The following is a 25,951-nucleotide window of genomic DNA, read 5'->3' as shown; positions in this document are numbered from 1 at the left end:
ATGCCCCAGGCGCGCGAGATCGCTGAGATCGAGGTCAACGGCCAGCGCTACGCCGACTGGGAGAGCATGTCGGTCACGCGGAGCGGTCAGGATCTCTTCTCCCGCTTCGCCTTCACGGCAGCGTCCCCGATCGAGAGCGCCCCGAATTGGGCCGGCATGAAGCTCGCCATCGGTGATGCCGCCAAGATCTACCTCGCCGGCCGGCTCGTCATCGACGGCAAAATTCGCACGCGGCAACCGGCCTACGACGACAAGCAGCATGGGCTGCAGATCGCCGGCTCATCGCTGAGCGCCACCATCGCCCGCGCCACGGTCGAAGCGAAGCCGGGCGAGTTCAAGAACTACAGCCTGGAGCAGATCGCCAACTCGGCGCTCAAGCCGTTCGGGGTGAAGTTCTACCTGAAGGGCGACACCCCAGGCGCCGAGAAGCCGTTCGAACGGGTGAACGTGCAGGTCGGCGAGACCGTGTTCGCGCTCATCGACCGACTTTGCCGCATGCGGAACGTCTACCTGTTCGACGACCCCAACGGGAACATCGTCGGATACCGCCTGGGCAAGGGCGCACAGTCGATCGCGGATCTCGAGGAGGGCCGCAACATCAAGTCGGCCTCGGCGGTCTTCAACTACGAGGGTGCGTTCTCGATGGTCGAGGCCAAAGGCCAGAACACCGGCAACAACGAGCGCTTCGGCGATGACTCGCGGGATGTCTCGGCGCAGGTCACGAACTCTGCCGTGAAGGATCATGCCCCGCTGGTCATCATGGCCGAGATGCCGGGCGATCAGAACGACATGAAGATGCGCGCCCAGCGCGAGAACGGCGAGAACATCGCCACGCAGATCAACGTCAACGTCACCGTCCAGGGCTGGCACAAGGACGACGGCAGCCTCTGGCTGGAGAAGATCGGCGACGTGGTCACCGTGTACAGCCCGATGCTGTTCACGAACGACCGCATGAGCCTCGCCATCCAGGAGGTCACGTCAGGACAGGGGCCGGGCGGCACCGTCTCGACCCTGGGGTTGGTCCTGCCCGAGCGCTTCAACGGCGGCGGCCAGATCGAGGGCACGCCGAACATTCCCGGCTTCACCGGAGCCTGACGTGAACCGCACGACGACGCGCTACAACGGCGATCGCACGGCGATGGGGATCTCCCGCGCCGTGGTCGACAGCATCAACGACAGCCCCTTCATGCAGACCATGGGGGCGAAGATCATGGGCGACGAGCAGTCCACCGACATCGAGCACGTCCATCCCTTCGGGATGACAGCCTTCCCGATGGGGAAGACCACGGACGAGCAGGCGAAGGGCGGCATGATGAAGGGAGCGGCTGAGGTCCTGATCATGGGGCTAATGGGCAACCGCTCGCATCCCATGGCCATGCCGGCCGCCGACCGCCGCTTCCGCCTGAACGGCCTCCAGGCCGGCGAAACGGGCTTCCACGACGCCTTCAAGCAGTACCTCCACATGGGGAAGGACTCGATGATGGCGGAGAGCCCCAAGCGGGTCGTGCACCGCGTCGCCGCCGAGAAGCAGCAGGGCTCGCAGGGCAGCGGCTCGGGGCAGCAGAAGAAGAACAACGGCGCGGACGTCACGGCCGAGAAGGACGTGAAGGTCTCGGTCACGATGGACAAGGACGGCTCCTACGCCGTCGATGCAAAGGGCGCCGGCACGATCACTTGCAAGACGCTCGTGCTGAGCGCCGGCGGCTGCACCATCACCATGAAGGACGGCAAAATCATCCTGGACGGCGACGTCTACGTCGGCGGCTCCGACGGCGCGAAGAAAATCGCCACCGAGGACACCAGGGACAGCCTCGGCGGCAAGCTGCAGGAGCCGTTCGCCAGGAAGGCCAAGGCGAAGTGAGCGACGACCTCCGCATCATCACCGCGCCCGAGGCCATCACCATGGACTGGCTGCTCGGGCCGGCCACGGAGACGGACGGGTCCGGCGAGCTCGTAGCGAGCGTGGTCATCGCGCTCTGCACCGACCGCCGCGCCAAGGCCGACGACGTGCTACCGAACCCCGACAGCGACGATCGCCGGGGCTGGTGGGCCGACACGGACGCCGACACGATCTGGGACGGCTGGCCGATCGGCACGCGGCTCTGGCTCGCGGAGCGCGCCAAGATCACCGGCGCGGGCGCTCGCGAAGGCTCGCTGATCGCCCGCATCGAGACCTACATCCGGGAAGCCATCCAGCCCTTCAAGGACAAGCGGATCTGCACGCGCTTCTCGGTGCTGGCGACCCGCGTCGGCCTCGACCGGATCGATGCCGACGTGACGCTGTTCCGCGGAAGCGAGCCGGAGATCTCGCTTCGCTTTCAGGACCTCTGGACCGGGATCAGAGCGTAGCGCATGCCCCTTCAGATCCCGAGCCTTCCGGAGGTCCGTGGCCTCAGCCGTGATTTTCTCGCCGCCTATCTCACCGGCGGCGCGGACCTGCCGCCGAACTCCCGCGCGCGGGTACTCTCGGACGACAACGCGGGCCTCGCCTTCGGGGCCTACCAGTTCATCGCCCGGCTCGCGGTCGAGTTCCTGCCCGACGAGGGTGGCGCCGGCGGCGAGTTCCTGGAGCGCTGGGCCAACATCTACGTCGGCGGGCGCCAGGCCGCGACCTTCGCCACGGGGACCGCCGTCGCATCCGGCATCGCCGGCACCGTGCTTCCGGCCGGCTCGCAGCTCGCTGGAGGCAACGGCGCCACCTTCGAGACGACGCAGGCGCTCACGGTGGGGCCGAGCCCGGCGCCCGTCCCGATCCGGGCGATCACGGCGGGCTCCGCCGCCAATCTGGCGGTCGGCACCTCGCTTTCGCTCGCCACCGCCGTGGCCGGCGTCAACGCCACCGCGACGCTCACCGCGCTGCAGCCCGGCATCGACACCGAGAGCGACGACAGCCTGCGCGAGCGCGTGCTGTTCCGCATGCGCCGCGTGCCCCAGGGCGGTGATGCCGACGACTATATCGGCTGGGCGCGTGACGTCCCGGGCGTGACGCGGGTCTGGGTCTCGCCGCACGAGATGGGCCCCGGCAGTCTTGCCGTCCGGTTCATGATGGACGACCTGCGCGCCGGCTCGCGCGGCCTGCCCAATCCGAATGACATCGCGACGGTACGCGCCTACCTCGACGAGCGGCGCCCCGTCACCGTGCAGGATCTCTATGTCGGCGCGCCGGTGACGGAGCCGATCGGCTTCCGGGTCCGCGCTCTGACGCCGAACACAGCCGCGGCGCGCAACGCGATCGCGGCGAGCGTCACCGCCATGCTGGCTGAGCGCGCAGCCCCTGCGCGCGCCGTCGGCGGCCGTCGGGTCGCGGCGCAGACGATCTTCGCCGCATGGGTCTCCGAGGCGATCAGCGCAGCGGCCGGCGTGGTCTCCTTCCACCTCGACATGGACGACCACGTCATGCCGACCAATGCCAGCCTCGCGACGCTGGGATCGATCAGCTTCGGCTGACTGCACGGAATCGAAGCTGATGGACATTCAATCGGTAAACGTCGGCCTGACGGCAAACGACGGGACCGGCGACAAGCCGCGCGTGGCCTTTCAGAAGGTCAATGCGAATTTCGCGAGCGTCCAGGAAGCCGTTCACTTTCTCAAGCAGATGGTCGATTCCCGGCCTATCGGAACGACTCCAGGAACACTTGCTGACGGCGGTGTCGTTGCAGGTCTTCTCAGTGCAGTCTCAGGCAAAGCTGACACCAATGATCCCCGGATCGTAGGGGCGTTGCAGGCGAGCGCTATCGGTTCCGCCGTCCAGCCTTTCGACGCCGACCTGACCGCCATCGCCGCGCTCGCGACGACGGCTTTCGGCCGCTCGCTCCTCACGCTCGCGGATCAGGCCGCCGGCCGGACGGCGCTCGGCGCGGTGTCCCTGGCCGACGTGAACGCGGCAATCGCGCTCCTCGTCGGCGCGGCCCCCTCGACCCTCGACACCATCGCCGAGATCGATGCGGCGATCGGCAACGATCCCAACTTCGCCACCACGATGGCGACGGCGCTCGCCGGCAAGGCGGCGCTCTCGCACACGCACACGGTCTCCGCGCTCTCGGACGCCTCCACCAACGCGCGGTCGCTGCTCCAGGCGGCGAACTACGCGGCGATGCGCTCGCTGCTCACGCTGGTGCCCGGTACGGCGGCGGGCAACGTCGTGGCCCTCGACGGGGCCGCCAAGCTCCCGGCCGTCGACGGCTCGCAGTTGTTGAACCTGCCGAGCGGTGCCTCGGACGCGCTCGCGACGGATTTGATTTGGTTCGGGGATGGATCGGACGGGAGCATTTCTCAGTCGTCCGGCACAACTACACTTACAAGGGATACTTACTACAACAATGTAAACTTGTCCGGGTCGGCCACCTTAATCACGAATGGGTTCAGGCTGCACGTTCTCGGCACACTTGATATTTCCGGGCTGACAACAGGCTATATCGGCTTCAATGGGAATCCAGGCGGTGCACCCCTGACGCCGACGCAAGGCGGTGCGGCTGGCGCTACGATACCGCCCAACTCTTTCGGCGGAGCGCCAGCCGGAATCGTTGGACGGGTCGGCACAACGGGGGCCGGCGCGGCGGCGGTGAATGGGGCTCTCGTTAGCGGGGTTGGCGGTGGAAGCTGCTATGCCGGCGGGGCCGGCGGGGCGGGAAGCGGGTTCGCGGGTGGCGCTGCGCAGATCCAATCCAACGGCCCAACTTATCGCCTGCGGCGACCGCAGATGGACTCCCTACGCGGCAATACACTCCTGACTGGTGGCGCTGCTGGCGGATCAGGCGGCGCGGCCGGCGGTGGAGACGGCACCAACATTGGCGGTTCCGGCGGCGGCGGCGGCTCCGCAGGACCCATCGTCTTTATCTTTGCCAGGACGATCAACCGCAGCGGGTCGACAGGCGTCGGCTCAATTCAGGCGAAGGGCGGCAACGGCGGCAACGGCGGCACCCCTGCCGCCGGGAATTGCGGCGGCGGCGGCGGCGGTGGCGGCGGCGCGGGCGGGTGGGTTCAGATCGTTTATCGGTTCCTGACCGGCACAACGGCGACGAATTGCATCGACGTGACCGGCGGCGATGGCGGGCTCGGCGGGAATGGTGTCGGGACTGGCTCGGCCGGAAGTCCGGGCGGCTCTGCGACCGGCGGCATTTGCTCCATGTTCAACCTCGCAACGGGGGTCGGCTCTCCTCTCTATGGCGGGAGCGGCTCCGCGGCTTCCAGAACAGCCCTTGTCAATCAGGCGAGCCTTTAATGCCCAGCACGATTGATCCGATTTCCGGCGCGATCCGCACGCCGGAAGGTGAGCCGTTGCCGGTATTCCCGGCGCCGCTCTCCGACATCTCCGACCGCCAATTCGGCCGGGGCCTCTGGGGCGAGCGGGTCTTCACCTTCGCGGAGTGCGAGGCCTTCGTCTCGGTCGGAACGATCCCGGCCGCCCTCCAGGCGATCGTCGACATGCTGCCCGACGACGACACCGGCAGCCCGACCGAGCGCAAGGAAGCGGTGCTGCTGATCAAGGGTGCGAAGGCCTATGCCTTCGCGAACCCATTGGTCGAGGTCGTGCGCGTCGCCCTGGCGGCGCAGGACCCGAAATGGACGCCCGAATACCTGCGCGCCCGCTGGGTGGAGTGGGCAATTCTTTGAGCCGCAGGAAGGTCTCTGCTCCGTAGCGCTCACCCCTCGCTGCGGCGCGCCCAACCTGACACGAGCCTGCGGACAATCGTTGGCAGGACTCTTCGCCGAATGGTGATGTCGTGGACCTGATTTTCCCTTCAGCAGACGGCACGGTTCCTACTGTCGATTGGAGCTTCAATACGCTCGATGAAGACGGAGCCAACCGTCCGCGCACAAGGATATCTGGCCAAGACCGCTTCGTTCGGCGCTCCGGCGATGACTACGCCGAGGCCCTCGCCGCGCTGCTGCCGGTCGGCGCGGCTTGGCCGCGCGATCCGAAGTCGACCCTTATGGGCCTCGTCTCCGGGCTCGGGCAGATCTGGGGCGGCGTGGATGGCCGCGCCGCGGACCTGCTGGAGATCGAGACTGACCCGCGCTTCACGACGGAGCTCCTGTCCGAGTGGGAGCGGGCCTTCGGTCTGCCCGACACCTGTACGGTGGTGCCCACGACCGTGGAGGCGCGGCGCGACGCGCTGCTGGCCAAGATGACGGCGTTGGGTGGCCAAAGCCGGGCCTACTTCTACGGTCTGGCCGCGGCCCTGGGGTACCAGGTCAAGATCGTCGAGTGGTCACCGTATCAGGGTGGCGTCAGCCGGGCCGGAGATACCCGCCCCACGACAGGCTCGCGCCGCTACTTCCGCGCCGGTGCGAGCGGTGCCCAGGCCGGCATCGACCCGCACCTGCGGCTCCCGACGGATCTTGAGATCGTTGGCCCCTACCGCTGGCATGCCGGCGACGCGGGGCACCGGGCCTGGTGGCGCGTGATCGTCGGTGCCCGCACCTTCACGTGTTTCCGCAGCGGTCTGAGCGGCGGCCGGGCTGGCACCGACCATCATCTCGCGATCAGCCCGCCGCACGACTGGTTCCGCGCCGGCGCTGCGCGTGCGGGTGAGCGCCATCACCTCGAATACACCCGCGCTCGCGATCTGGAATGTCTATTCGAGCGCTGGAAGCCCGCTCACAGCCGGGTGACGTTCCACTACGGCGGCCTGCCGATCTCGGCCTTCTGAGCCCGCCCAACCCGACACCTTTTGCCATCTCCCACGGCCCGCTCCCCGGGTCGCGCTCCTCCATATCCGAGGGATTGAACACCCATGCGATACGTCCAGCCCTTCGACCAGCCGGATAACCCGGACGGCTCCTACCAGAACGGCAACGTCGAGCTCGGCATCCAGGGCAGCATCGCCGATGCCAAGGCTTGGGAGTTCCCGCAGCGAGAGATCATCAACGTCATCACCGAAGCGGGCCTGACACCGACCAACAACAATCTCACCCAGCTGGCCGAGGCGATCCCGATCATCGCGTTCTCGGGCAGCAATTCGATCATCGTCGATACGCCCATCACGAAGACGGTGCACGGCTTTGGCGGAGATTTCGCCGACCTGAACGCAGCCTTCTCGTGGCTCTCACGGCGCAGCATTCTGCCGACCGGCTCGGTCACGTTTCAGATCGCGATCGGTACGGGCATCAGCCACTTCGTCTACACCGACAACGTCGTGTTCAGCCACAAGGATGGCAGCCGGGTCTTCATCAAAGGCGCTCCACTCAATGCCCCGATCCCGAACCCGAACCTGCTGACCTCGACGGGCAACGGCGCGCCGGCACGCGCCTCGGACACGGCGGCCAACCTCAACGCGCTGCGCAACAGTTACTCGTCCGAGCTCTTCTTCGCGAACGGCACCTCGTTCACCGTGATCGGCAACCTGGGTAACCTGCAGGACGTCCTGCTGACGAGCGATCAGACCGGCACGGGCGTCAACATCCTGAGGCTTCTCAACGGCAGTCAGACGCTGACCCGGGTCTCCTGTGTCAACGCCCAGAACTGCGGTCTGCTGAGCCTGTTCTCCGACACCGCCCTCTACGGAACCTGCCACTTCCTCGGCTCCGGCCTGCATGGCGTGGTGGTGGGCAACAACGGCACGATGACGCTCAAGGCTGGAGCGGCACTGAGCTGCCAGTCGAACGCGCTTGATGGCCTGTCCGTCACGGGCGGCGGCGTGGTCACGGCCGACGGCGACTTCTCCACAGCCGGACCGCCGGTCTACGCCCGCGCCAACGGCCAGTACGGCGTCGAGGGCAACGCCGCCATCGTCGTGCTCGCTGCCTCCGGCGCCGCGATCAACAACGGGCAGGCCGGCTACTTCGCCTCGAATCCCGGCCTCATCCGGGCCGACGGCTGCGTCTCGAGCGGAAGCCCGTACGGCTTCCAGGCGCTCTACTTCGCGCAGATCAGCGCGGTGAACACCTCCGGCGCTTCTACGACCTTCGCCTACGTCGCGAACAACTCCTCGCAGATCATCCGCATCGGCGGGACTGCCACCGCGCCGACCGTCGCCAGCCCCGCCGTCGGCGCGTCCGGCAACAACGGCTCCATCATCATCTGAGGCCTGACCCATGCAGCTCGTCGTGAAGCCCGGCGTCGTGGACGACGTCGAATACGATCTCGTCATCGCCACGCACGATGATGCGACAACCGTGCCGGAGGGCGCATATCCGGGCGCCATCGTCGTCCCCTTCGCCGGGACCACTTTCGACCTCGAACGCATTGGGGCTGCCCCTGCCGATCCAAGCCGCGACGTGCGTCCGATGCGTGCGCCGTCGCCGGATCTCGCGGCCTATGCTGCGGCCGTGCGCTACGACCGCGAGAAGGGCACCGTGACCGTCACCATCGGCAAGGACAAGAAGGTCCCGCTGTCGATCGCGCGCGAGGACCGGGACGGCCTGCGCGACACGCTGCTGGCGATCTCTTCCGGCCTGCGCAAGGACGGGGATGTGTTCAAGTTCGCCGACGGCACGCCGCGGGCGGCGACGAACGCTGAGATGCAGGACGCCGTCACCAAGGCCTTCGGCTACGTCCAGGCACTCTACAACAAGGAGAGCGAGCTCCTGCCGCTGCTGGGCGGTCAGCTCAAGACCTACGCCGACGTGGACGCCGCCTTCGACGCGGTCAAGGCGTAGAAGGCAGGCCCAGCGGCAATGGCTCTGTCAGACTTCACCGACAACTTCCGGGTCGCCAACAACGAGGGCTGGTACGGCGCGTTCTCGCTGATGCTCGGCCGTCCCGGATCGGCACCCTGGAGTGGCGTGCCTGCCTGGGCCCGAGGCACGGCCTACGGTCCGGGCTCGACCTGCACCTATCTCGGCGACCTGTATGTCGCGCGCCCCAACCCGAGCGATCCGAACTGGACCAGCGGCAACGACTTCGAGTCGGACCTGGACAGCAAGGGCGCGTCGCGCTGGATCGTCGTGGCCTACTTGGCCTCCTGGACGCAGGTTCCGTACGACCTCACGGGCTGCACGGTCGAGTTCGCGATCAAGCCGGTCGATGACTTCGGCAACCTGACATCGAGCTTCGCCACCCTCTCGGCCTCAAGCGGTGATGGCGAGATCTCCATCACCAATGAGGCGAATGGCGGGGTCGCCTTTGCCATCCCGCCCGGCCGGACCAGCGCGGTCGCGTTCGGCCTCTACCGCTACGACCTCGTCGCCACGCATGCGGATGGGCGACGAGACCGGGTTCGCTACGGCCTCTGGGTCGTCGACGAGGGCATTGCGTGATGGCGGACTTCAGCACCATCCAGGCCGTCCCGGTCCCGGGCGACGACCAGAACCGCAATTTTGGCTACGGCTCGCCTGCCGGCAAGTCCGGGCTCAACGGCGTCGGGATTGCCCTGATTGAGCAGGACGAGGGCCCGACCTTCGCCACCATCACACTGACGAATGGGAAGAAGTTCAGGGTTACGCTGCCGCGCGGCGTGCCCGGCCTCACCCCGCGCTTCCATGCTGGGCCGACGACCAAGCTGTCCGAGGGGCAACCACCGTACTTCACGCTGACTCCCTACGAGGATCAGCCGAACGACTATCTCGTCAGCCTCGCGATCTCGGACAGCAGCGACAACGTCATTGCGGCAGCGCAATCGGCTTCGGCCGCTGAGCAATCCGCAGCCGGTGCCGCGCAGGCGGCCGCCACAGTGACTGCCGCGGCTGCGGGCTACGCAGACTTCAGAACCAAGTATCTCGGCGCCTTCACAACAAGCCCGGCGACCGACAACGCTGGCAATCCGCTGGCCGTGGGGGCGCTGTATTTCAATACGACGTCGCACGACATGCGTGCCTGGAGCGGCTTGGCTTGGCAGACCGCCTATACCACCGTGACCGGCGCGGTATCCTCGTTCAACGGGCGCGCCGGCACAGTGGTGCCGCAGACGGGCGACTACGCAGTCGCGGACATCGCAGGGCTACAGGTCGCCCTGGACGCTAAACTCGCCGCCGCGGCGAAGGCCTCCACGGCCGAGGCCCAGGCCGGCACCGACGACGTCAAGTATCTGACGTCGGCCAAGACAAGGGCGGCGATCGACCGTCTTGCAAAGACCACTCGGTTCGACAATGTTCTGATCCTCAAAGCGAGTCAGACCTGGACGGCGCCCTTCGACTGCCGGGCGCGCGTCACGGTGGTCGGCCCCGGCGCTTCGGGTGGGGTTGCGCGCGCGGGTAGCGGCATCCCCGCCGCCGCGACGGGTGGCGGGGCGGGCGGCCTCGCAATCAAGTCATTCAGCGCTACTGCGGGCCAGTCCTTCACCGCAACGCTGGGAGCGGGTGGCGTCGGCGTCACGCTGGCCGCCAGCCCGACGACGAACTCGCAGGCCGGCCTCGCGGGCGGCGTCTCGTCCTTCACCGGGAACGGCCTCAACGTCGTCGCCAACAGCGGCGGCCCCGGGCAAGCCTCGACGGCGGGCGGCACCGTGCCTGGGGCGACAGGCGGGACGGCGACCGGCGGCGATTACAATTACACCGGTGGAGGATCGGGGCCGGCGACCTCGACCTCGGGCGTCGCAGCGACGGGCGGTGGCGCGGTCGCGTGGTTCGGGGTCGCCTACGCGAGCGGCAGCGTCAACATCACCACGGGGCTCGCGGCGACGGGAGGGGCCGGGGTCGGCGGGAAGAGCGCGGACGCAACAGCGACCAGTGTCTTCACGGGCGGCGGTGGCGCATTCGGGCCCGGAACGGCGGTCGCCCTGAATACCAGCAACGTTGGCGGCCCGGACATCGACGGCATCAGCCAATCGCAGGCCTCCGCGGCGTCAGTCACGTATTCGTACGGGTTTCTCACGCTTCCCGTTTACGGGTCGGGGGGCGGGTCCGGCTACTCCTCAGGATCGAACGTGGGATACCTCGGAGGATCCGGCGGCGGGGGCGGCGCACATGGTGTCACCAGCCTCGGCGCGGCCTCGCTCTCGCCCGGGGTCGGGGGCATCTTCGCGGGCAGCGGCGCTGGTGTCGCCACGGGTGCATCCGGGTCGCCGCAGGGTGCCGCCGGCGGCCTCGGCGGCGGCAGCGGAGGCGTCGCAACCCAGTGGGTCTCGACCGCCGGCGCGGTCCGGTCAGGGAACGGCGGGGCCGGCCTCATCCTCATTGAATGGAGCGCGCTGTGATCGCCGAAATTCTCGACGCGCATGGCGTCGTCCGGAACCGGATCGTTGCCGATCGCGACTTCCTCGACGTGGCGCACCCCGGCCTTTGGCGTGAGGTGCCGGCCCAACCGTCGCTAGATGATGCTCGTCAGCGCAAGCTTGCCGATCTCGCCATCGCCCGCTGGCAGCACGAGGTTGGCGGCACGTCGCTCGCTGGCGCCCCGCTCGCCACCGACGAGAAGACGATCCTCTACCTCACCGCGGCTCAGGCCAGCGCGAAGGAGGACCCCGGCTTCAGTATCCGTTGGAAGGTGGCGCCGGGCCAGTTCGAGACCTTTGACGCCGCCACGATCGAGTTCGCCGCGATGACGGCCCGGGCGCACGTCCAGGCCTGCTTTGATCGTGAGGAGGCGCTGACGGCTGCGATCCTGGCCGCCGCCGATCAGGCCGCCCTCGACGCCATCGACATCACGGCGGGGTGGCCATGACGCTTCGCACCTCCGTCATCGACACGGCTGACTGGCGCCTTGCCATCCCGCTCCAGGCGCCCGGCGATCCGCTCGACTTCTCCGGCACGCTGTTGACCATCGCGCTCACACCGATCCTGGGCGGCCCACCGATTGCGACGGCCGACAGCGAGGCGGGCACGCTGGCCTTCATGCCTGCCTCGGGCGCCATCCCGGCCTACTTCGCGCTCGACCTGCGGGTGAAGGACCGGACGTGGCGGATCTCGGCCCCGACCGACGTGGTGGGCGACGTGCTTCGCCATCCCGATCCGGCCTTCCCGGCCTACATCGAGTGGCTGGGGCGCGTGCGCCTGAAGGTGCTGCCCGGCTCGAACTCCAGCGGCATCGCCGCGGCAGCGGGCTTCTCACCCGTGCTGATCGACGCGCAGCCCTATGACGGGCGCATCGTCACCGCCCCGATGGCGTTCGGGCCGCAGGGCGTGCCGGCCTATCCCGCCTTCGATCCGATCGCGGACGAAGGCAAGGCGCTGCGCATCGTGGACGGCGTGCCGACCTGGGTGTGATCTGAACGAAAAACGGCGGCCAAGGGAGTGGCCGCCGTGAGTTAGGAGTTACCGGCGCCAATGGGGGTTCGTGCGGCGCCGCCACCGCGATACGCCCGCCGGCCAACCCCGCCCAATCACGCCCGCGCGATTTTGGTTTCCGGCTGTTTCCGGCCGTAGGGAGCCCGTCAGCTCTGGGCGTATCGGTGCAGGATCCACTCACGCGCTTCGGCGAGGGTGTGAAACACGAGGCCTTCCGCGTCACACGGGCCGAAGCCGGTATGAAGAAACCAGCCCGGCACGGCCGGAAGCAAGACCACAGCAAGACTTCCATCGACCCAACCGAGTTGAGCCTGCTCGCGACCGCCAAGTGCCGCCGCCCAAGTCGCTTGGAACGTGACGATTCCGGGTTCCGGTTGCACGAGCGCGCGCTTCAGCATGCAGACATCGTGGCTCACTGAAGCGCCGTGGATCCAGGGCGGCATTCACAAATGTCTTTTGCCCGCACCAATTCCGACAGGCGTTTGGGCCCTGACGGAGAAAGCTCCCTGATGCGGACACCGCTCACCCCGCTCGCCTTCCCGCCGCAGGGGCGTCCTGGCGCGCCCGGTCTCAACACCGGCTTCGGGCAGGTCACCTACACCGAGCGCAGCGTCGAGGCTGACGACAGCTTCGCGGCCGGGGTCCGCCAGCAGGTCCGGTTCGTGCCGACGCCGAGCCTGACGCAGGACCTGCTCAACGCACCGTTCGCCGGACACACGTTCTGGTCCGACAACCGCCTCATCGGCCGCGCCATGGGCGACCTCATCGACGTGACGGTCAACCTGATCGTCACAGCCACCATCGCGGGCGGACAGCTTCGGACCGATGCTGACGTGGGCTCCACGCTCGGCCCGGTCGCGTCCGATTCCCAGACCCTGTTCAACGGCGCCGGCATCCCGGAGCGGACCACGTTCCGGCTTCGCCTCCAGGTGCTCGCGGGCTTCCTGGCGAACGGCTGCGCGCTGTTTCTGACCTCGAACGTGCCGCTGCTCGTCACGAGCGAGACCGTGCTCGTCGCGCCCGCTAGCATCCGGCCCGCCGCATGAGCCAGATCCGCGTCTTCCACGATGCCGACCGGGGCGCGATCTTCGTCAGCATGGTCAACGCGGCCTTCCCGAGCCGCACACTGGTGGCCAGCCGGGTCGGCGACCTGATCACGCTCCAGATCTTCAACGCCGATCAGACCCTCGTGGCGGCGCTCTGGACCGACTACGCCCGGCGTGACGGCAGCGGCTTCGAGGGCCCGGACGAGGCCTTCGCCTACGTCTCCGACGAGTGCAATCGCGCCCCGGCTCGCATGCCGACCGTGACGGCGGCCGCAGGCGAGGACATCGCCGCCGGGATGCCGGTCGCGCTCTCCCGCGCCGACAGCACGCTGCGGATTGCCCGGGCCGACACCTACCCGCTCGCTTTCGTCGTCGGGCTTGCTGCCGTGGACGTCGGGACCGGCTTCGCGGGCCGCGGTGTCCGCACCTACGTCACCCTGCCGGACTGGACCGAGGTGGCCGGCACACCGTCGCTCGCCGTCGGCCAGACCTACTTCCTCGCGCCCGAGGGCGGCATCGCAGTCATGCCGCCGATCCTGCCCGGCCAGTGCTCCGTCCGCGTCGGCAACGCCATCGCGGCGCAGACCCTCGCCTTCATCCAAGCCGATCCGATCCTGCTCTGAAGGAGACACGTCATGGCACTTCGCAAGCCCCTGGTCCTCGGCGACGACGGCCTCCCGCAGGTCCTGCAGCCGGGCGATGCCGTCTCGGTGCCGACGAACGCGCCCTCGCTGCGCGTGGCGGCGAACGGCGAGACAGCCACCGTGCTGCCCTTCGGCACGCCGGTCTTTGCCTCGTCCGGCACGGCGGTGAAGCGCGGCCAAGCCAACGCCAAGGCGAGCGCGAAGCTCGTGGGCCTCGTCTACGACGCCTCGATCGCGGCCGGCGCCACAGGATCGATCGCGCAGAGCGGCATCCTGGCCGGCACCACGGCGCAGTGGGATGCGGTCGCGGGCACCACGGGCGGCCTCGCGGTCGGCGCTTACTACTTCCTCGACGCGGCCAACCCCGGGAAGTTGACGGCCACCCCGCCGACCACGGCCGGCCAGGTCAACGTCTGCATCGGCTCGGCCTTGTCGAGCACGGAGCTCGAGGTCGACGTCGAGCTGCCGATCCTGCTCTGAGGTGGCGCCATGGCCGCGCGGCCCCCGCTTGTCCTTGGCAGTGACGGCCTTCCGCAGCGGTTGCAGCCCGGCGACACGATCAACGCGAACGCCTTCTTCACAGGAACTGCCAACCTGCCGGCGCTCCTGCTCATTGGGCAGGGCACCTCGACGGTGACCGTCACGCCGAAAATCGCGGGCGACGTGCTCGCGGTTGGCGAGTGCATCACGGCGACGCCGGCCTTGCCGCTGCCGGCCGGGCTCAACATCGCCTACGCCACCGTCACGGCGCCGAACACGGTCCAGATCGGCTTCACGGCCGCCATCGCGATCGCCGGCACGGCCATGGCCTGGACGATCGTGGCGCATCGGTAGCGGCGCCGCACCTCAGCGCCGAAGAGAGCGACTGACCGCATGCCTCTCATCCTCGCCGTCGTCCTGATCTGCGCGCCCTCCGTCGCGGCGCAGGACTGCTCCCGCGACACCGCGCTCGACGTCCGGGTGCTGGGCACGATGCCGACGCCGTTCCCCTGCCTGATGGGTGGGATGGCGACCCTGGCGCGGTCTCCGGACGAGATCGAAGGCCGCTACGCCAAGACGGTGTGCGAGCGGCGCAAGAGGTGATCCGGCCATGCCCGACGAGCTCGAAGCCGCGCGCCGCCGCGAGCTGATCACGCATGCCCTCGCGGCCGGTACGGCGCTCCTGATCGCCGTCGCCGTGATGTGGCTGAACCTGCCCGGCTGAGACCCGGCCTTGAAGGCAGCGGGCCGGCCGCGATCGGTTGGCAAACGACCGGCCCGCCTGTCGCACCGCTCAGGGGTCGGAGAGTGACGCGACACATAGTCAAACGGGCGTCGCAGGGCGCATAATCCTGCGTTCGCTCGGCGGTGCCCTATGCTGATCCCGGCCGCCCTCTTTGCAGGTTTCGCGGCCCTCCTGCTCGTCTGGGGCGCCATTCTCGGCGAGCGCGGCCAGTCGAACGCCGAGAGAGCGGCCGGCGATCTCGCGATACTCTTTGGCGTGTGCTTCGCGCTCACTGCGGTGGCTCTGACGCTTGCCACGGCACTCGGCGACTTCTGAACACCCGAGCCGGCCGGTCGCCGCGCGTCTCCTGACAATGCGAGAACCCGATGACCGGGACCATCACGGCCGCGCAGCTGCGCGCGATCGCGGGCGGCACTGCGCCGTTCGCCGCCAAGATCGCGGAGAGCTTCAACCCGTTGGCCGCCGCCTTCGGGCTCACGACTCCGCTGCGGCAGGCGCACTTCTTCGCGCAGCTCGCGCACGAGAGCGCCGGATTCAAGTACGTCCGGGAGATCTGGGGGCCGACCGCAGCGCAGAAGCGCTACGAGGGCCGGAAGGACCTCGGGAACACGCAGCCCGGCGACGGCAGCCGCTACCGCGGGCGCGGCCCCATCCAGATCACCGGTCGGGACAACTATCGCGCCTTCACGGCCTGGATCCAGCGCCGCTACCCCGAGGCTCCCGACTTCGAGGCCGAGCCCGAGAAGCTCGAGGAGTTCCCCTGGGCGCTGATGGCGGCGTTCTGGTTCTGGGACACGCGCGGGCTGAACGCGCTGGCCGATGCCGATGATGTCGTCGCGGTCACGAAGAAGATCAACGGCGGCACGAACGGGCTGGCCGACCGCAAGGCCGCGCTGAAGCGGGCGAAGACCGAGCTCGGCGTCACGGCCACTCCGACCCCAGCCACGCCCGCCAAACCGAAGAGCGACCGCATGTCCGTCACCACCGGCAACTGGGCCGAAAAGTCGCTCGCCCGTTACGAGATCGAGGCGATCCAGAAGCGCCTGCGCGATCTCGGCTACTACATGGTCGGCAAGGTCGATGGCATCTGGGGGCCGTCCACGGCCGGCGCTCTGATCGCGCTGCAGACCCAATCCGGTATCACCGCCGATGGGCACTGGGGCCCGCAATCGAAGGCCGCGCTCGACGACGACGCGAACGCCCGCAAGATCGCGGCGGCCCGCGCCAGCACCACTGCTGCCGACCTCCGCGCTCAGGGCTCCATCATCGCGATCCAGGGCAGCCGCGTGACCTGGTCCTCGGTCTGGCAGATCGTGCTCGGCGCGATGGGCGTCTTTCAGTACCTCGCGCAGAACTGGCAGGGCGATTTGTCGAGCCTGCCGTTCCCGGCGAGCCTGATCCTTGGCTTCCTCCCGCCCTGGGTGGCGCCGGTCCTGATCATCCTGCTGAACATCTACAACGCGCTTGCCGCCCAGGGCATCGTCAAGGCGCGCGTGGTGGCCGAGCGAACCGGCCTGCACAACGGCGAGCCCGACCCGGCACCGAGCCCGCCGGTGGCGATGGCGCCGGACGGTCCGCGCCTCGGCGGGATCCTCGGCAGCCTGTTCGGTCGCCCGGCGTCGCGGTGAGATGGATGCGCTCGCACCTTCCGACGCAGGTGTTCACCGCCCTGCCTTCCTGCGTCTTCAAGCGCCGAGAGAAAAGCTGATGGGGGATCAACAGCCGACCTCGGACGACGCGGCCTGGGTCAAGATGCAGATCGACATGGCGGTGACCAAGGAGAAGGTCGACGCCGTCCTGGGCGACGTCCGGGGCATCCGCGAGGACCTGCGCAACGTCTACGCCACCAAGACCGAGCTGCGGGAGGTTGCCGAGGACGTGGCCGGCCTCAAGAACAACGTGAGCTGGCTGGTGAAGGCGATCCTCGGCGCGGTCCTGACGGCGGCGCTCGGCCTCGTGCTGGTGAAGGGCGGGGTGCCGCACTGATGGACAGCAACAAGCCTCCGATGCCCGAACTCGACCGCACCGACGAGATCTACGCCCGCGCCATCGAACTCGCCTACGGTCCGTCCCGCCGCCAGGCCAACGTGCAGCGGGTGCTCAACGTCATCTACTACGGCGCCATCCTCATTGCGCTGGCCTGGATCTTCTCCATGGTGGTCGACCGTGCTGTTCCGGTGCGGCAGATCGTGCGCGAGGTGGTGAACCCGAACCGGCAGGTGCATGTCGGCGAGCGTATCTTGATCCACGGCATCCGTCAGCGTGACCGCCAGTGCGAACTGACCCGGCGCTGGTGGATGATCGACGGCGGCGGCCGGCGCCTGGACTACGAGGCCGAGCGCTTCGACGCCTATGGCGAGATGGGCCGTGAGGAGGAGACGATCGGTCCCTTCATCCCGCTCGACGCAATGCCGGGACGCGGGCGGCTCTATGGCGTCCTGGCCTACGACTGCAACCCACTGCAGCGGGCACTGGGCTGGTCGATCGTCAGCGTGCTGCCGCCACTGGAGTTCGAGATTCTGCCGCGCCGGACGAGTGAGCAATGACCAACTCGGGCCACCTCGCCGTGGCGCTCCTCGCCGGCATCCTCATCGGCCTCGCGGTCGCAGCGGTGATGCGGGATCGGTGGGGGTGATCTGCAAATTGGCCGCTCAGTCGAACCAAACAATTTTCAAAGCAGGGATCGGCGCTGCGCTTGAGCGTGATCAAGGCATCCTCATGTCTGTGATCCACGTCACATATATCCTTTTGAATATTGATTAGCCTCCAGAATATAACAGCACTTATAATCACGCTGAAGTCATATCCGTTTGATCGATCCAGTCTGATCTCGCCCTTGTAGGAGGCATGTCATGTCGAAAAACGTCGGCGGCAATTGGAACGCGGTTCAGAGCAATGGACCAATTGTCAATTTTAGACTGCAACAAAATGATGATAGGCTGCAAGGCGTTGGAACTCATAGCAACGGAAGCGTCAGCGGAACAGGAAACGGCAGCGTATCAGATACCGGTTTTTTGTTTGTGATTGATTGGAGTAATGGATCAAAGGGAGAATACAATGGTAGTTTCGGGTTGGACGGCCGCTTAACTGGCATCACGTTCGACAGAAACCAACCCGATAGTCAGGCGACATGGCACAGCACGAAGGTGTTTGAATCCTAGTTCTCTTACCTGGCTTCGAGCCGTGATCGCCTTCAGCCCGCCCGGTTCGCCGCGGCGGGTTTTTTCGTCACTGTTAGTACCTTTGCGCTCACCATAGCTCCTCATGAGCAGCGTCGCCGTATTGCCGACGAGGCGCCCAAGGCGCAGCATCATCTCGCGAGATCATTCCCTTGCATCTCGTTCCGACACAACCTCAGCCCGCCCGGCACTCCATCGCCGGCGCGGGCTTTTTGTTGCGCTCATTCCTGGGCGCCGGCAGACTGACCGCCCGGCTTACTACGGTGACGCAACCTCGGGCAGCCCGGCACACTCAAATCGTCCGGCTTTCCTATTCCAGTCGCGACAAACGCAAATTGTTCCTTCCGATTCTGTAAATATGGCTACACCAAATGGACTACATGTTAGTACTGTTTACTGTTCATATACTCACAATTTAGAACCCTTGGATCCGAAAAAACGGGCATATATCTTCATACAAGCGCTCGTGTCAGATCGGCAAGAAATGTCGATTTTGTAGGCTAAAGCTCGACCTGGCCGTGAGTGCGGAGATCGATGTGCGTGGAGTGATTCCAATGCCTATCGTAGCTGACGGATCTCTCGCAGATTGGCAGGCCACGCAGCGTCTTGATACGCCCGGAACTGGCGTTGCAAATTACGCGCTCTATGGCACTCTGCAGGGCGACAACTACATTTTTGGACTTCAATCAGCTGTCGCTATTGGGCCAAACACAACCTTCTGGTTGAACACCGATCACACCGATACGACCGGCGGCCAAGCCTACGATGGCTCGGGCACTGGCGCAGAGTATTTCATCAATTTTGCAGCAGACGGGAAGCCTTACTTATACAGCGGAACTGATTTCGGGGCCTTTCTGGCAGGTCCACTGCCTGCAGTCTTTAGCGCTGACGGAAAAATTGTCGAGTTCTCGGTTTCTACATCGCAGCTTGGAAATGTGAGCACCGGCTTTGACCTCAAAATAGATGTCAATGACAGCGTCTTTTTACCTATCGATTATTCCATTTATAAGTACACGCTGACGCCTGATTTTAATTCTCCAAATCTACAAAACCAAGCTTATTTTGGGACGGTTACGACTGATGCGCATAGTTTGGGCGGTCAGGTCTATGCGCTATACGACGGATTGCTCGGGCGCGCGCCGGATGCGCTTGGGCTAGAGTACTGGGCTGATAAACTTGAGCACGGCACCACCGTGCGCGATGTAGGCCAGCAGTTTTTGTTCTCGGCAGAGGGGCAAGCACGGGCTGGCGCGCTCGATAATGCGGCCTTCGTACAGCAGCTCTACCAAGCCACATTGCATCGGGATGCCGACAGCGCGGGTCTCTCCTTTTGGACCGAGCAGCTCAATAACAATGCCGCGCGCATCGACGTGGCGAACGGCTTCGTCTTTTCCGAAGAGCATTTAAGCAATTTGCAGCCGGTGTTCGGCGCTGGCCTGTTCGTGCCGGACGCGCAGGCTGCCGATGTAGCACGGCTGTATTATACCATGCTCGATCGAGCCCCGGATGCGGGCGGCCTGGAGTTCTGGGCTCATCAGCTTGAGCAAGGCGGCGCGCTGAGCGGCCTCGCTCAGGCCTTCCTCGCCACCCCGGAGAGCCAAGCGAAGTACGGCTCTCTGGCCAACAACGCCTATGTGGACGCGCTCTACGGGAACGCATTGGGCCGGCATGCCGATGCGGACGGCCTGCAGTTCTGGACGGCACGCCTCGACAGCGGCACCTCACGGGCTGATCTGGCGGTGCAACTCTCGGACAGCGCCGAGGCGCATACTGTCCACGTCAGTCAGATCGAGTTGGGTTGGCACTTGATCTGATCACCATCTGGAACACTCAACCAGCCCCGCAGCCTCAGGCTCGCGGGGCTTTTCTGATGGACTTACTCCGCTTGCGCCTCAACAACTACGACCAACGAGCTTAGCAGGGCAATTTGCACGGATGCCATGCCGTGCCAACCTGCGGCGGCGGAGGCAATTTTCTGGCTCCGCAGAGACCGAGCTGTTTCGGACCCTCTCCTGAGGCCAGCTCAATCGCCAACTTGCCCCGCAGCCTCACGGCTCGCGGGGCTTTTCGTTGGTGGCCGCTCAGCATGCGAGCTCTTCTTCAGCAGGGAAAAAGGAGGAGAGGCAGCGGCCGAATGAGCAAGGGAGGCGCCGCACTTCGCGCTGGAAGCGTGGCCACCTAGCATCGGGTAGATTGGCCGCTATGTTGGAAACGGACGCTTCATCCTGAGAGCGTCGGCCCCTCCCAGCCCGTTGACTTATATGGCAACAGTAGCCAAATTGCGTGAAGGCGGGCAGATCGTCTCCATCGAGGTGGAGCTTGATCGACGCGATCAACCTCAGCGCATGCTGTTCGGAACGCCGGGATTCTTGGAATGGCTAACAGAGCTTTTAGGGTCTCCAGACCCGTCGCCACTCGGCCTCGAGCTCTCCCCTGCGGAGCAGCTTGACGCCCTGTTCGCTGACTATATTAGCGGAGCGCCGCTCAATCATACCCGACAGTTCCGCATCCTTCGGCCCTCTCGATCGTCTGTTTGGGAACTCAAGACCCCCGATCTGAGGATCTTTGGTTGGTTTCTGCAAAGGGACTGCTTCCTTGCAGTCTTTGGCGCGTGGGCGGATCGTGTCAAAGATCACGATCTCTATCACGGCTATCTCAATGAGGTTGCCCGCATCCGGCAAGCCATGGGCCTACAAGAAGCGCTTTGTATCACCGGGATAGATCCCAATGACGTCATTTCGATTTGATGTAGGCAGCCGCGGCCGCAAAGCCGCGCGCTTCATCACGCGAGTTAGAAATGAGCTGCAGAAAGCTGTTGTTGAGGAGAGGGAGAGCTCTGGCCTTAACCAACAAAAGCTCGCGACCAAACTTGGCGTTAATCGATCCGTGATTAATCGTCAATTGAGCGGCGAAGCGAATTTAACGCTGAGGTCGGTGGCGGAGCTTGCATGGGCCCTTGATCGAGATATTGAGTTTTCATTATCAAAGCCTGAGCAAACTAAAGAAGTTAACTATTTTACCGGCGCGATGTCAACGGGGCCTGCAAGGCCTGTGCTTGTAAAAGGCCTCAACTCAAGTGGGACATCTGCTTTTTCTAGTGTGGCTAGTGGCGAGTCCACAACAGGCAGGCCCGCAGCGAGTGTGAGCGTCGGAGTGGACTAGGCAAATGGAAACATTTGGATACTCAATTTTTTCCGATGACATCCGGCATGAAGTTGGAAACAAACTCACGTATGTTGGGTGCTATCAAGGCGGGATGGTCGTTGCGGATCAATTTCCAGTTACTTTAGTCAGATTGTGCATTAGCGCTTTCTTGATAAGAGTATCCACAAGGCCAATAGAAAAAACGAATTTCAAAATCTTTATGAATGAAGACGTTATTGCGGAAATGAGTCCCGGGCTCCCGTCGCCTGAAGAGCAGGCTACCTATGTCAACAGTCAACCGGTCGTAAAAGACAGTAATAGAGTAATAAGTACTCAAGCGCAGTTCGTTCTTTCTCCATTCGTCATTAGCTCGCCTGGTTTGCTACGCGTTCGTTGCGAAACTGAAGACGGGACAATAAGATTAGGCGCACTACAGATAATGACATCCGCATCGAATGGAGCGCCTAGTCAGGATATTTGAGGAAAAAATAGTGGCATGAGGCTCATTCGCGCTTTTTCCCTCAGTTATTCGCGCTGTTGTCGCTTCTAATATCCGCCGTGCTCACCCTTTAGCCCTATCGGCACCCACCGCGCGGGCTTCGTCACGTCTGGGCTGGCATCTGAGCGGAGGACAGCCAGCCGCACCTCAGGGTGTCCCCGTCTTCGCGGGCGGATCTTCCAAGGTGCTCTTCATCGGTCCGGTGCGGAGATACGTGGCCAGGAGCGCGAGGATGACCGCAACGAGGGCGACGGCGATGACAGCGCGGAGGTAGGGGGCCATGGCGTCAAGCAGGGTCCTATGCACTCATCCTGCTATCCCTCCGGCCAGGGCGTAGTTCCGGTTCCCCACTGTGCCGATCAACCCGGATAGGTCGCAATCCGCTTGCCGCCTCATCCGGCCGGCCTCGCCGCGTGGGCTTCGTCATGCCTGGGGTGCTGGTACTGAACCCGGCGGCGGTAACGACCCGCTAACTGCGCCGCTCCCATCATCCAGCGTCTGCCCGCGAATCCTTCCCCCTTGCGGTCGGACAGGCGGGCCGGGTCTTCCTCGAACGTTGGCTCGGTCCGCTTCTTGGCGCCAACCGCGCTTGCTGATGGCAAGCAGAGTGGGCGGTGCAGGCTATGCCGCGCCGGAAGTGCTCCACTCCCGCTTCACCTCGTCAGCCGGCTTGCTAAGGCGGACCTGATCGCCCTCGACCGACTGCACGAAGTCCAGGGGTATGTAGTGGTGCAGCCCGCCCGCCTCCGCATCGCTCTTCGTCAGCTTGATCTCGCCACCGTTGACGTGATCGACGGTGCCGACGTGCTCGCCGTCCGAACCAACGACGGTCGCATGTTCCCGAATCTGGTCGGCGTCTACCATGTCTCATCTCCCTTTCCGTGCGGCCTCAACGAGGCGCCGGAGATGATGTTCCGGTAGCTCGGGTCAGCCCACGTCCCGCCGCTCACCCCGCGCGACGACCTTCATCATCGCATCGGGCAACGGCCGCTGCAGCTTCAGCGCCTCCTCGGCCGGCGCCTCGAGCCACGCGCTCCACTCGTCCTCGGTGGTCAGCAGCACCGGCATGGCCTTGGGGTGCACCGGGCCAACCACGCCGTTCGCCTCGGTCGTAAGGAAGCTGTAAAGCCGGTGCTCCTCCTCGACCGGCTCGTCGCGCTTCGGCCCGCGCACGCCCGTCCACGGGCGCCAGATGCCGGCAAAGGCGAATAGCGGGCGATCATCGTCGAGAGCGAACCACACCGGCGTCTTCTTCGGCTTGGTGTCGGCGTACTCGCTGAAGGCTGAGACCGGCACGAGGCAGCGGTGCTCCGGCTTCAGCCACGGCCGCCAGTAGGGCGAGGCGACGTTGCGGACGTTCGTGACCGGCTGCGTGCCGACCTTCGGCGGAGGCGGGAAGCCCCAGCGCATCATGCTAAGCTCACGTCCGGCATCGCGCCGGCGCACCACCGGCGCCATCTGATCGGGAAAGATCCCGGGTAGCGGCGGCAAGTTGCCGGTTCGGTCCTCCGTAAGGCCGAACGCCTTGCGGATGGCGTCCTGGCCTTTGTTCAGGCTGTAGAGGTTGCACATGCGGCCATCGTCGCGGGACAGTGGTTAAGGTTCAAGTGCATGAGCAGCCGATACCAACTTCGCGCCCTTTGTCTTCGCTGCGGATTTCGGCCTGAAGGCCATCCTGTCGCCCTGCCTGCTGCCGCCCTCAGCCGCCGGTTAGCCCCTCCGCGAAATCATCCGGCACCTCTCCGAACTGACCGAGGATCGTCGCGCTCTCCAGCTCGCCCGTCTCGTCGTCGGCTACGATCCGGAGCGCGGCGGTGCCGGGGTTCCGGCCGGCCATGGCCTCGGCGCGCTTCAGCGCTCCGCTCTCCGTCGGTGCGAGCTGCCGCTCGCCCGGACCGAGCCTCTTCCGTTTGATCACGAACGTCTGCACCAGGAAAGTCGTCTTCATACCCATGATCGCTGTCCCTAAGCCGCTTGGCGCTCGTCGCGCACATCCTTGAAATCCAGCGTGCCGACGTGTCGGCCCTTGCTGTCGTGAACGTCGACGATCCAACCCGCCCAATCGAGGCGGCCGCCGCAGCTCTGAATGACCTCGCGCGCGACGCGCTCGGCGTGACCCCAGATTAGCAGCGGATCGGCCACCCGCTTGCCGGTCCGATCAAAAACCGCGTGCCGACCATCGGTGCAGTGAAAGCGGTAACGATCGGCAGGCATTCGCTTTCCTCAACGCTGTCCACAGGCATGCACAGGCTCGCGCGATCGCTCGCTGGGCCGGATTGAAGCTGGCAGGCCCATAGTGTTTGTTCTTTGTCTGTTCTCGTACCGGGGCGAGGCGTGGACGTCTATCGGATCGGCGAATTGGCCGCGGGCTCGGGAGCGCTTGTCCACATCCCCATCCTGGGCCAGTGCCTCTGCGCCGGCTTTCCCTCGCCGGCCGACGACTTCCTGGAAGGCGCGCTGGAGCTGCCGCGCTGGCTCGCGCCGAACCCACCCGCAACCTTCGCCTGGAACATCTCCGGCGACAGTATGCGCGGCGCCGGCATCTTCGACCGTGACCTCGCCGTAGTGGACCGTAGCCTCAAGGCCGGGCACGGCAGCGTCGTGGTCGCGGCGATCGACGGTGAGATGTCGATCAAGCGCCTCGTCATCGACGGCAACGTCGCACGCCTCGCCTTCGACAACCCAGACCTGCCCGCCTTCGCGGTCGAGGAGATGGCCGACGGCGAGATCTGGGGCGTCGTGCGCTTCTCGATCCGCTGGCACATCGCCCGCGCCGGGCTCGTGCGATGAGCCGCGCCATCGCGCTGATCGACGGCAACAGCTTCTACTGCTCCTGCGAGCGGGTGTTCGATCCGAAGCTCGCGGCCGTGCCGGTGATCGTGCTGTCCAACAACGATGGCTGTGCCATCGCCCGAACGGCCGAGGCCAAGGCGCTCGGGATCCGCATGGGCGAGCCCTACTTCAAGATCCGCGACCTATGCCGGCGCCAGGGCGTGCGCGTATTTTCCTCGAACTACACGCTGTATGGCGACATGTCGGCCCGCACCAACGCGGTCTACCGGGACTTTTCACCGCGGGTGGAAATCTACTCGATCGACGAGAGCTTCCTCGACCTCTCGGACGTGCGCGAGCGTGAGCGCCTGGAACTCGCCCGCGATCTGCGCGCCACGGTGAGAGCCTGGACCGGCATCCCGACCTGCGTCGGCATCGGCCCGACCAAGACGCTGGCCAAGCTCGCCAACCACATCGCCAAGAGCATCCCCGAGCTCGGCGGCGTCTGCGACCTCTCGGACGAGGATGAGCGGGCGGCCTGGCTCTGTCGCGTCCATGTCGGCGAAGTCTGGGGCATCGGGCGCGCCTCGCTCGCGAAGCTTGAAGCCATGGGCGTCGATACGGTGGCAGACCTGCGCGATCTCGACCCGCGCCCGGTCCGCAAGGCGATGACGGTGGTGGGCGAGCGCATCATCCATGAGCTGCGCGGCCTCGCCTGCCTGCCGCTCGAACTGCTGCCGGCTCAGCGCAAGGGTTGTGCGGTCACCCGCTCGTTCTCCAAGCGCATTGAGGATCGCGCTACGCTGGAACAGGCAGTCGCGGCGCACGCGACGCGGCTCGGCGAGAAGCTGCGGCGGGGAGGGCTCGGCACCAACCACGTCAGCGTCTTCTATCACACGAGCGAGCATGATCGCGGCGAGCCGATGCGCTCGGTCTCGACCACCGTCACGCTGCCCGAAGCGACGAACGACACGCTGGCGCTGATCAAGGCGGCGCGGCTTGGTGTCGAGAAGACGTGGCGCGAGCCTGGCGAGCGGCCCTGGCGCTACAGCAAGGCCGGCGTGGTGACGACGGACCTCATGTTGTTGGAGACCAGCCCGCGGGCGCTGATCGGACAGCTCGACCGGGAGCGCTCCGGTCCGCTGATGGCTGCGATCGACACCTGCAACGTGCGATTTGGGCGCGGCAGCGTGGTTCCTGCCAGAGCCGGCCTGGAGGAGAAGCGCGCCTGGAGCACGAAGTTTGAGATGCGCACGCCGCGCTACACGACCCAACTTGCTGAGCTACCAACAGCACAGGCCTACTAAGATTTAGGTGAGGGAAGGCTGCGATTTTTC

The 25,951-nt window shown here is 65.8% G+C and carries 34 protein-coding genes; 28 read left to right on the top strand and 6 right to left on the bottom strand.

Going from position 1 to position 25,951, the window contains the following annotated elements; genetic code table 11:
• From F6X53_RS11465 to F6X53_RS11405, 13 genes are all read left to right on the top strand, one after another.
• Entirely contained in the window at positions 1 to 1,095 is a 1,095-nt protein-coding gene (locus F6X53_RS11465) for a phage baseplate assembly protein (protein ID WP_151000148.1), read from the top strand.
• 1 nt (position 1,096) lies between these two features.
• Positions 1,097 to 1,861: a phage baseplate assembly protein domain-containing protein gene (locus F6X53_RS11460; protein ID WP_151000147.1), complete on the top strand. Its 765-nt coding sequence runs from the start codon at positions 1,097 to 1,099 to the stop codon at positions 1,859 to 1,861.
• Positions 1,858 to 2,349: a phage GP46 family protein gene (locus F6X53_RS11455; protein WP_151000146.1), complete on the top strand. Its 492-nt coding sequence runs from the start codon at positions 1,858 to 1,860 to the stop codon at positions 2,347 to 2,349. The genes F6X53_RS11460 and F6X53_RS11455 overlap by 4 nt, the downstream gene beginning before the upstream one ends.
• Positions 2,350 to 2,352: 3 nt before the next feature.
• Positions 2,353 to 3,447 (top strand): baseplate J/gp47 family protein, encoded by a 1,095-nt coding sequence (locus tag F6X53_RS11450; protein ID WP_151000145.1) that lies wholly within the window; start codon positions 2,353 to 2,355, stop codon positions 3,445 to 3,447.
• Positions 3,448 to 3,466: 19 nt separating this feature from the next.
• Entirely contained in the window at positions 3,467 to 5,221 is a 1,755-nt protein-coding gene (locus F6X53_RS11445) for a hypothetical protein (protein ID WP_151000144.1), read from the top strand.
• Positions 5,221 to 5,613, top strand: a complete 393-nt coding sequence (locus F6X53_RS11440) for a hypothetical protein (RefSeq protein ID WP_151000143.1) — start codon at positions 5,221 to 5,223, stop codon at positions 5,611 to 5,613. The genes F6X53_RS11445 and F6X53_RS11440 overlap by 1 nt, the downstream gene beginning before the upstream one ends.
• 110 nt (positions 5,614 to 5,723) lie before the next feature.
• Positions 5,724 to 6,653 (top strand): YmfQ family protein, encoded by a 930-nt coding sequence (locus tag F6X53_RS11435; protein ID WP_151000142.1) that lies wholly within the window; start codon positions 5,724 to 5,726, stop codon positions 6,651 to 6,653.
• Positions 6,654 to 6,737: 84 nt separating this feature from the next.
• Positions 6,738 to 8,027: a hypothetical protein gene (locus tag F6X53_RS11430; protein ID WP_151000141.1), complete on the top strand. Its 1,290-nt coding sequence runs from the start codon at positions 6,738 to 6,740 to the stop codon at positions 8,025 to 8,027.
• A gap of 10 nt (positions 8,028 to 8,037) precedes the next feature.
• Entirely contained in the window at positions 8,038 to 8,601 is a 564-nt protein-coding gene (locus F6X53_RS11425) for a DUF4376 domain-containing protein (RefSeq protein WP_151000140.1), read from the top strand.
• A gap of 18 nt (positions 8,602 to 8,619) precedes the next feature.
• Complete coding sequence (locus F6X53_RS11420; protein ID WP_151000139.1) at positions 8,620 to 9,201, top strand: hypothetical protein; 582 nt, start codon at positions 8,620 to 8,622, stop codon at positions 9,199 to 9,201.
• Positions 9,198 to 11,075 (top strand): glycine-rich domain-containing protein, encoded by a 1,878-nt coding sequence (locus tag F6X53_RS11415; protein ID WP_151000138.1) that lies wholly within the window; start codon positions 9,198 to 9,200, stop codon positions 11,073 to 11,075. Before F6X53_RS11420 ends, F6X53_RS11415 begins: the two co-directional genes overlap by 4 nt.
• Positions 11,060 to 11,542 carry a DUF4376 domain-containing protein gene (locus F6X53_RS11410; protein WP_151000137.1) on the top strand — a complete coding sequence of 161 codons (483 nt, stop codon included), beginning with the start codon at positions 11,060 to 11,062 and terminating at the stop codon, positions 11,540 to 11,542. The genes F6X53_RS11415 and F6X53_RS11410 overlap by 16 nt, the downstream gene beginning before the upstream one ends.
• A complete protein-coding gene (locus F6X53_RS11405) occupies positions 11,539 to 12,084 on the top strand; it encodes a hypothetical protein (protein WP_151000136.1) in 546 nt (181 codons plus the stop codon). The genes F6X53_RS11410 and F6X53_RS11405 overlap by 4 nt, the downstream gene beginning before the upstream one ends.
• 167 nt (positions 12,085 to 12,251) lie before the next feature.
• On the opposite strand, the gene F6X53_RS11400 is transcribed toward F6X53_RS11405, so the two are convergent.
• Positions 12,252 to 12,503 carry a hypothetical protein gene (locus tag F6X53_RS11400; protein ID WP_151000135.1) on the bottom strand — a complete coding sequence of 84 codons (252 nt, stop codon included), beginning with the start codon at positions 12,501 to 12,503 and terminating at the stop codon, positions 12,252 to 12,254.
• A gap of 111 nt (positions 12,504 to 12,614) precedes the next feature.
• On the opposite strand from F6X53_RS11400, the gene F6X53_RS11395 reads away from it, so the two are divergent.
• From F6X53_RS11395 to F6X53_RS11335, 13 genes are all read left to right on the top strand, one after another.
• A complete protein-coding gene (locus tag F6X53_RS11395) occupies positions 12,615 to 13,151 on the top strand; it encodes a hypothetical protein (RefSeq protein ID WP_151000134.1) in 537 nt (178 codons plus the stop codon).
• Positions 13,148 to 13,774, top strand: coding sequence for a hypothetical protein (locus F6X53_RS11390; RefSeq protein WP_151000133.1), 627 nt, complete (start codon positions 13,148 to 13,150; stop codon positions 13,772 to 13,774). The genes F6X53_RS11395 and F6X53_RS11390 overlap by 4 nt, the downstream gene beginning before the upstream one ends.
• 12 nt (positions 13,775 to 13,786) lie before the next feature.
• Entirely contained in the window at positions 13,787 to 14,275 is a 489-nt protein-coding gene (locus F6X53_RS11385) for a hypothetical protein (RefSeq protein WP_151000132.1), read from the top strand.
• Positions 14,276 to 14,284: 9 nt separating this feature from the next.
• Positions 14,285 to 14,629: a hypothetical protein gene (locus F6X53_RS11380; RefSeq protein WP_151000131.1), complete on the top strand. Its 345-nt coding sequence runs from the start codon at positions 14,285 to 14,287 to the stop codon at positions 14,627 to 14,629.
• A gap of 39 nt (positions 14,630 to 14,668) precedes the next feature.
• Entirely contained in the window at positions 14,669 to 14,878 is a 210-nt protein-coding gene (locus F6X53_RS11375) for a hypothetical protein (protein WP_151000130.1), read from the top strand.
• Between the two features lie 271 nt (positions 14,879 to 15,149).
• Positions 15,150 to 15,335, top strand: coding sequence for a hypothetical protein (locus F6X53_RS11370; protein WP_151000129.1), 186 nt, complete (start codon positions 15,150 to 15,152; stop codon positions 15,333 to 15,335).
• A 50-nt stretch (positions 15,336 to 15,385) separates the two neighbouring features.
• Positions 15,386 to 16,648: a peptidoglycan-binding protein gene (locus F6X53_RS11365; protein WP_151000128.1), complete on the top strand. Its 1,263-nt coding sequence runs from the start codon at positions 15,386 to 15,388 to the stop codon at positions 16,646 to 16,648.
• Positions 16,649 to 16,727: 79 nt separating this feature from the next.
• A complete protein-coding gene (locus F6X53_RS11360; protein WP_151000127.1) occupies positions 16,728 to 17,006 on the top strand; it encodes a hypothetical protein in 279 nt (92 codons plus the stop codon).
• Positions 17,006 to 17,566, top strand: coding sequence for a hypothetical protein (locus F6X53_RS11355; RefSeq protein WP_151000126.1), 561 nt, complete (start codon positions 17,006 to 17,008; stop codon positions 17,564 to 17,566). The genes F6X53_RS11360 and F6X53_RS11355 overlap by 1 nt, the downstream gene beginning before the upstream one ends.
• A 306-nt stretch (positions 17,567 to 17,872) precedes the next feature.
• Positions 17,873 to 18,181: a hypothetical protein gene (locus tag F6X53_RS11350; RefSeq protein WP_151000125.1), complete on the top strand. Its 309-nt coding sequence runs from the start codon at positions 17,873 to 17,875 to the stop codon at positions 18,179 to 18,181.
• 536 nt (positions 18,182 to 18,717) lie between these two features.
• Entirely contained in the window at positions 18,718 to 20,013 is a 1,296-nt protein-coding gene (locus F6X53_RS11345) for a DUF4214 domain-containing protein (protein WP_151000124.1), read from the top strand.
• 447 nt (positions 20,014 to 20,460) lie between these two features.
• Positions 20,461 to 20,946, top strand: a complete 486-nt coding sequence (locus tag F6X53_RS11340) for a hypothetical protein (RefSeq protein WP_151000123.1) — start codon at positions 20,461 to 20,463, stop codon at positions 20,944 to 20,946.
• Complete coding sequence (locus F6X53_RS11335; protein WP_151000122.1) at positions 20,927 to 21,361, top strand: helix-turn-helix domain-containing protein; 435 nt, start codon at positions 20,927 to 20,929, stop codon at positions 21,359 to 21,361. The genes F6X53_RS11340 and F6X53_RS11335 overlap by 20 nt, the downstream gene beginning before the upstream one ends.
• A 628-nt stretch (positions 21,362 to 21,989) precedes the next feature.
• On the opposite strand, the gene F6X53_RS33660 is transcribed toward F6X53_RS11335, so the two are convergent.
• The 5 genes from F6X53_RS33660 to F6X53_RS11315 all read right to left on the bottom strand — a co-directional run bounded on the left by F6X53_RS33660 (position 21,990) and on the right by F6X53_RS11315 (position 24,056).
• Positions 21,990 to 22,124 carry a hypothetical protein gene (locus tag F6X53_RS33660; RefSeq protein ID WP_280526022.1) on the bottom strand — a complete coding sequence of 45 codons (135 nt, stop codon included), beginning with the start codon at positions 22,122 to 22,124 and terminating at the stop codon, positions 21,990 to 21,992.
• Positions 22,125 to 22,463: 339 nt separating this feature from the next.
• Positions 22,464 to 22,706 (bottom strand): DUF2171 domain-containing protein, encoded by a 243-nt coding sequence (locus F6X53_RS11330; protein WP_151000121.1) that lies wholly within the window; start codon positions 22,704 to 22,706, stop codon positions 22,464 to 22,466.
• Between the two features lie 63 nt (positions 22,707 to 22,769).
• Complete coding sequence (locus F6X53_RS11325; RefSeq protein ID WP_151000120.1) at positions 22,770 to 23,414, bottom strand: SOS response-associated peptidase; 645 nt, start codon at positions 23,412 to 23,414, stop codon at positions 22,770 to 22,772.
• A gap of 127 nt (positions 23,415 to 23,541) precedes the next feature.
• Positions 23,542 to 23,796 carry a hypothetical protein gene (locus F6X53_RS11320; RefSeq protein ID WP_151000119.1) on the bottom strand — a complete coding sequence of 85 codons (255 nt, stop codon included), beginning with the start codon at positions 23,794 to 23,796 and terminating at the stop codon, positions 23,542 to 23,544.
• A gap of 11 nt (positions 23,797 to 23,807) precedes the next feature.
• Positions 23,808 to 24,056, bottom strand: a complete 249-nt coding sequence (locus tag F6X53_RS11315; RefSeq protein ID WP_151000118.1) for a DUF6894 family protein — start codon at positions 24,054 to 24,056, stop codon at positions 23,808 to 23,810.
• 120 nt (positions 24,057 to 24,176) lie between these two features.
• Between F6X53_RS11315 and F6X53_RS11310 the strand changes: the two genes are divergently transcribed.
• Complete coding sequence (locus F6X53_RS11310) at positions 24,177 to 24,632, top strand: LexA family protein (RefSeq protein WP_151000117.1); 456 nt, start codon at positions 24,177 to 24,179, stop codon at positions 24,630 to 24,632.
• Positions 24,629 to 25,921, top strand: coding sequence for a Y-family DNA polymerase (locus F6X53_RS11305; protein WP_151000116.1), 1,293 nt, complete (start codon positions 24,629 to 24,631; stop codon positions 25,919 to 25,921). The genes F6X53_RS11310 and F6X53_RS11305 overlap by 4 nt, the downstream gene beginning before the upstream one ends.
• The last annotated feature ends 30 nt before the right edge of the window (positions 25,922 to 25,951 follow it).

Origin of the sequence: Methylobacterium soli, assembly GCF_008806385.1 — a bacterium.
Taxonomy (GTDB): domain Bacteria; phylum Pseudomonadota; class Alphaproteobacteria; order Rhizobiales; family Beijerinckiaceae; genus Methylobacterium; species Methylobacterium soli.
The sequence above is the reverse complement of the archived record's forward strand: the minus strand, read 5'-3'. Positions and strand labels throughout refer to the sequence as shown.

What these genes read in the sequence shown, in the direction of transcription:
- F6X53_RS11465 (WP_151000148.1), top strand. Translation starts at nt 1, where the DNA reads ATGCCCCAGGCGCGCGAGATCGCTGAGATCGAGGTCAACGGCCAGCGC.
- F6X53_RS11450 (WP_151000145.1), top strand. Translation starts at nt 2,353, where the DNA reads ATGCCCCTTCAGATCCCGAGCCTTCCGGAGGTCCGTGGCCTCAGCCGT.
- F6X53_RS11445 (WP_151000144.1), top strand. Translation starts at nt 3,467, where the DNA reads ATGGACATTCAATCGGTAAACGTCGGCCTGACGGCAAACGACGGGACC.
- F6X53_RS11440 (WP_151000143.1), top strand. Translation starts at nt 5,221, where the DNA reads ATGCCCAGCACGATTGATCCGATTTCCGGCGCGATCCGCACGCCGGAA.
- F6X53_RS11430 (WP_151000141.1), top strand. Translation starts at nt 6,738, where the DNA reads ATGCGATACGTCCAGCCCTTCGACCAGCCGGATAACCCGGACGGCTCC.
- F6X53_RS11425 (WP_151000140.1), top strand. Translation starts at nt 8,038, where the DNA reads ATGCAGCTCGTCGTGAAGCCCGGCGTCGTGGACGACGTCGAATACGAT.
- F6X53_RS11420 (WP_151000139.1), top strand. Translation starts at nt 8,620, where the DNA reads ATGGCTCTGTCAGACTTCACCGACAACTTCCGGGTCGCCAACAACGAG.
- F6X53_RS11410 (WP_151000137.1), top strand. Translation starts at nt 11,060, where the DNA reads ATGGAGCGCGCTGTGATCGCCGAAATTCTCGACGCGCATGGCGTCGTC.
- F6X53_RS11405 (WP_151000136.1), top strand. Translation starts at nt 11,539, where the DNA reads ATGACGCTTCGCACCTCCGTCATCGACACGGCTGACTGGCGCCTTGCC.
- F6X53_RS11400 (WP_151000135.1), bottom strand. Translation starts at nt 12,503, where the DNA reads ATGCTGAAGCGCGCGCTCGTGCAACCGGAACCCGGAATCGTCACGTTC.
- F6X53_RS11395 (WP_151000134.1), top strand. Translation starts at nt 12,615, where the DNA reads ATGCGGACACCGCTCACCCCGCTCGCCTTCCCGCCGCAGGGGCGTCCT.
- F6X53_RS11390 (WP_151000133.1), top strand. Translation starts at nt 13,148, where the DNA reads ATGAGCCAGATCCGCGTCTTCCACGATGCCGACCGGGGCGCGATCTTC.
- F6X53_RS11385 (WP_151000132.1), top strand. Translation starts at nt 13,787, where the DNA reads ATGGCACTTCGCAAGCCCCTGGTCCTCGGCGACGACGGCCTCCCGCAG.
- F6X53_RS11380 (WP_151000131.1), top strand. Translation starts at nt 14,285, where the DNA reads ATGGCCGCGCGGCCCCCGCTTGTCCTTGGCAGTGACGGCCTTCCGCAG.
- F6X53_RS11375 (WP_151000130.1), top strand. Translation starts at nt 14,669, where the DNA reads ATGCCTCTCATCCTCGCCGTCGTCCTGATCTGCGCGCCCTCCGTCGCG.
- F6X53_RS11370 (WP_151000129.1), top strand. Translation starts at nt 15,150, where the DNA reads ATGCTGATCCCGGCCGCCCTCTTTGCAGGTTTCGCGGCCCTCCTGCTC.
- F6X53_RS11365 (WP_151000128.1), top strand. Translation starts at nt 15,386, where the DNA reads ATGACCGGGACCATCACGGCCGCGCAGCTGCGCGCGATCGCGGGCGGC.
- F6X53_RS11360 (WP_151000127.1), top strand. Translation starts at nt 16,728, where the DNA reads ATGGGGGATCAACAGCCGACCTCGGACGACGCGGCCTGGGTCAAGATG.
- F6X53_RS11355 (WP_151000126.1), top strand. Translation starts at nt 17,006, where the DNA reads ATGGACAGCAACAAGCCTCCGATGCCCGAACTCGACCGCACCGACGAG.
- F6X53_RS11350 (WP_151000125.1), top strand. Translation starts at nt 17,873, where the DNA reads ATGTCGAAAAACGTCGGCGGCAATTGGAACGCGGTTCAGAGCAATGGA.
- F6X53_RS11340 (WP_151000123.1), top strand. Translation starts at nt 20,461, where the DNA reads ATGGCAACAGTAGCCAAATTGCGTGAAGGCGGGCAGATCGTCTCCATC.
- F6X53_RS11335 (WP_151000122.1), top strand. Translation starts at nt 20,927, where the DNA reads ATGACGTCATTTCGATTTGATGTAGGCAGCCGCGGCCGCAAAGCCGCG.
- F6X53_RS33660 (WP_280526022.1), bottom strand. Translation starts at nt 22,124, where the DNA reads ATGGCCCCCTACCTCCGCGCTGTCATCGCCGTCGCCCTCGTTGCGGTC.
- F6X53_RS11330 (WP_151000121.1), bottom strand. Translation starts at nt 22,706, where the DNA reads ATGGTAGACGCCGACCAGATTCGGGAACATGCGACCGTCGTTGGTTCG.
- F6X53_RS11325 (WP_151000120.1), bottom strand. Translation starts at nt 23,414, where the DNA reads ATGTGCAACCTCTACAGCCTGAACAAAGGCCAGGACGCCATCCGCAAG.
- F6X53_RS11320 (WP_151000119.1), bottom strand. Translation starts at nt 23,796, where the DNA reads ATGGGTATGAAGACGACTTTCCTGGTGCAGACGTTCGTGATCAAACGG.
- F6X53_RS11315 (WP_151000118.1), bottom strand. Translation starts at nt 24,056, where the DNA reads ATGCCTGCCGATCGTTACCGCTTTCACTGCACCGATGGTCGGCACGCG.
- F6X53_RS11305 (WP_151000116.1), top strand. Translation starts at nt 24,629, where the DNA reads ATGAGCCGCGCCATCGCGCTGATCGACGGCAACAGCTTCTACTGCTCC.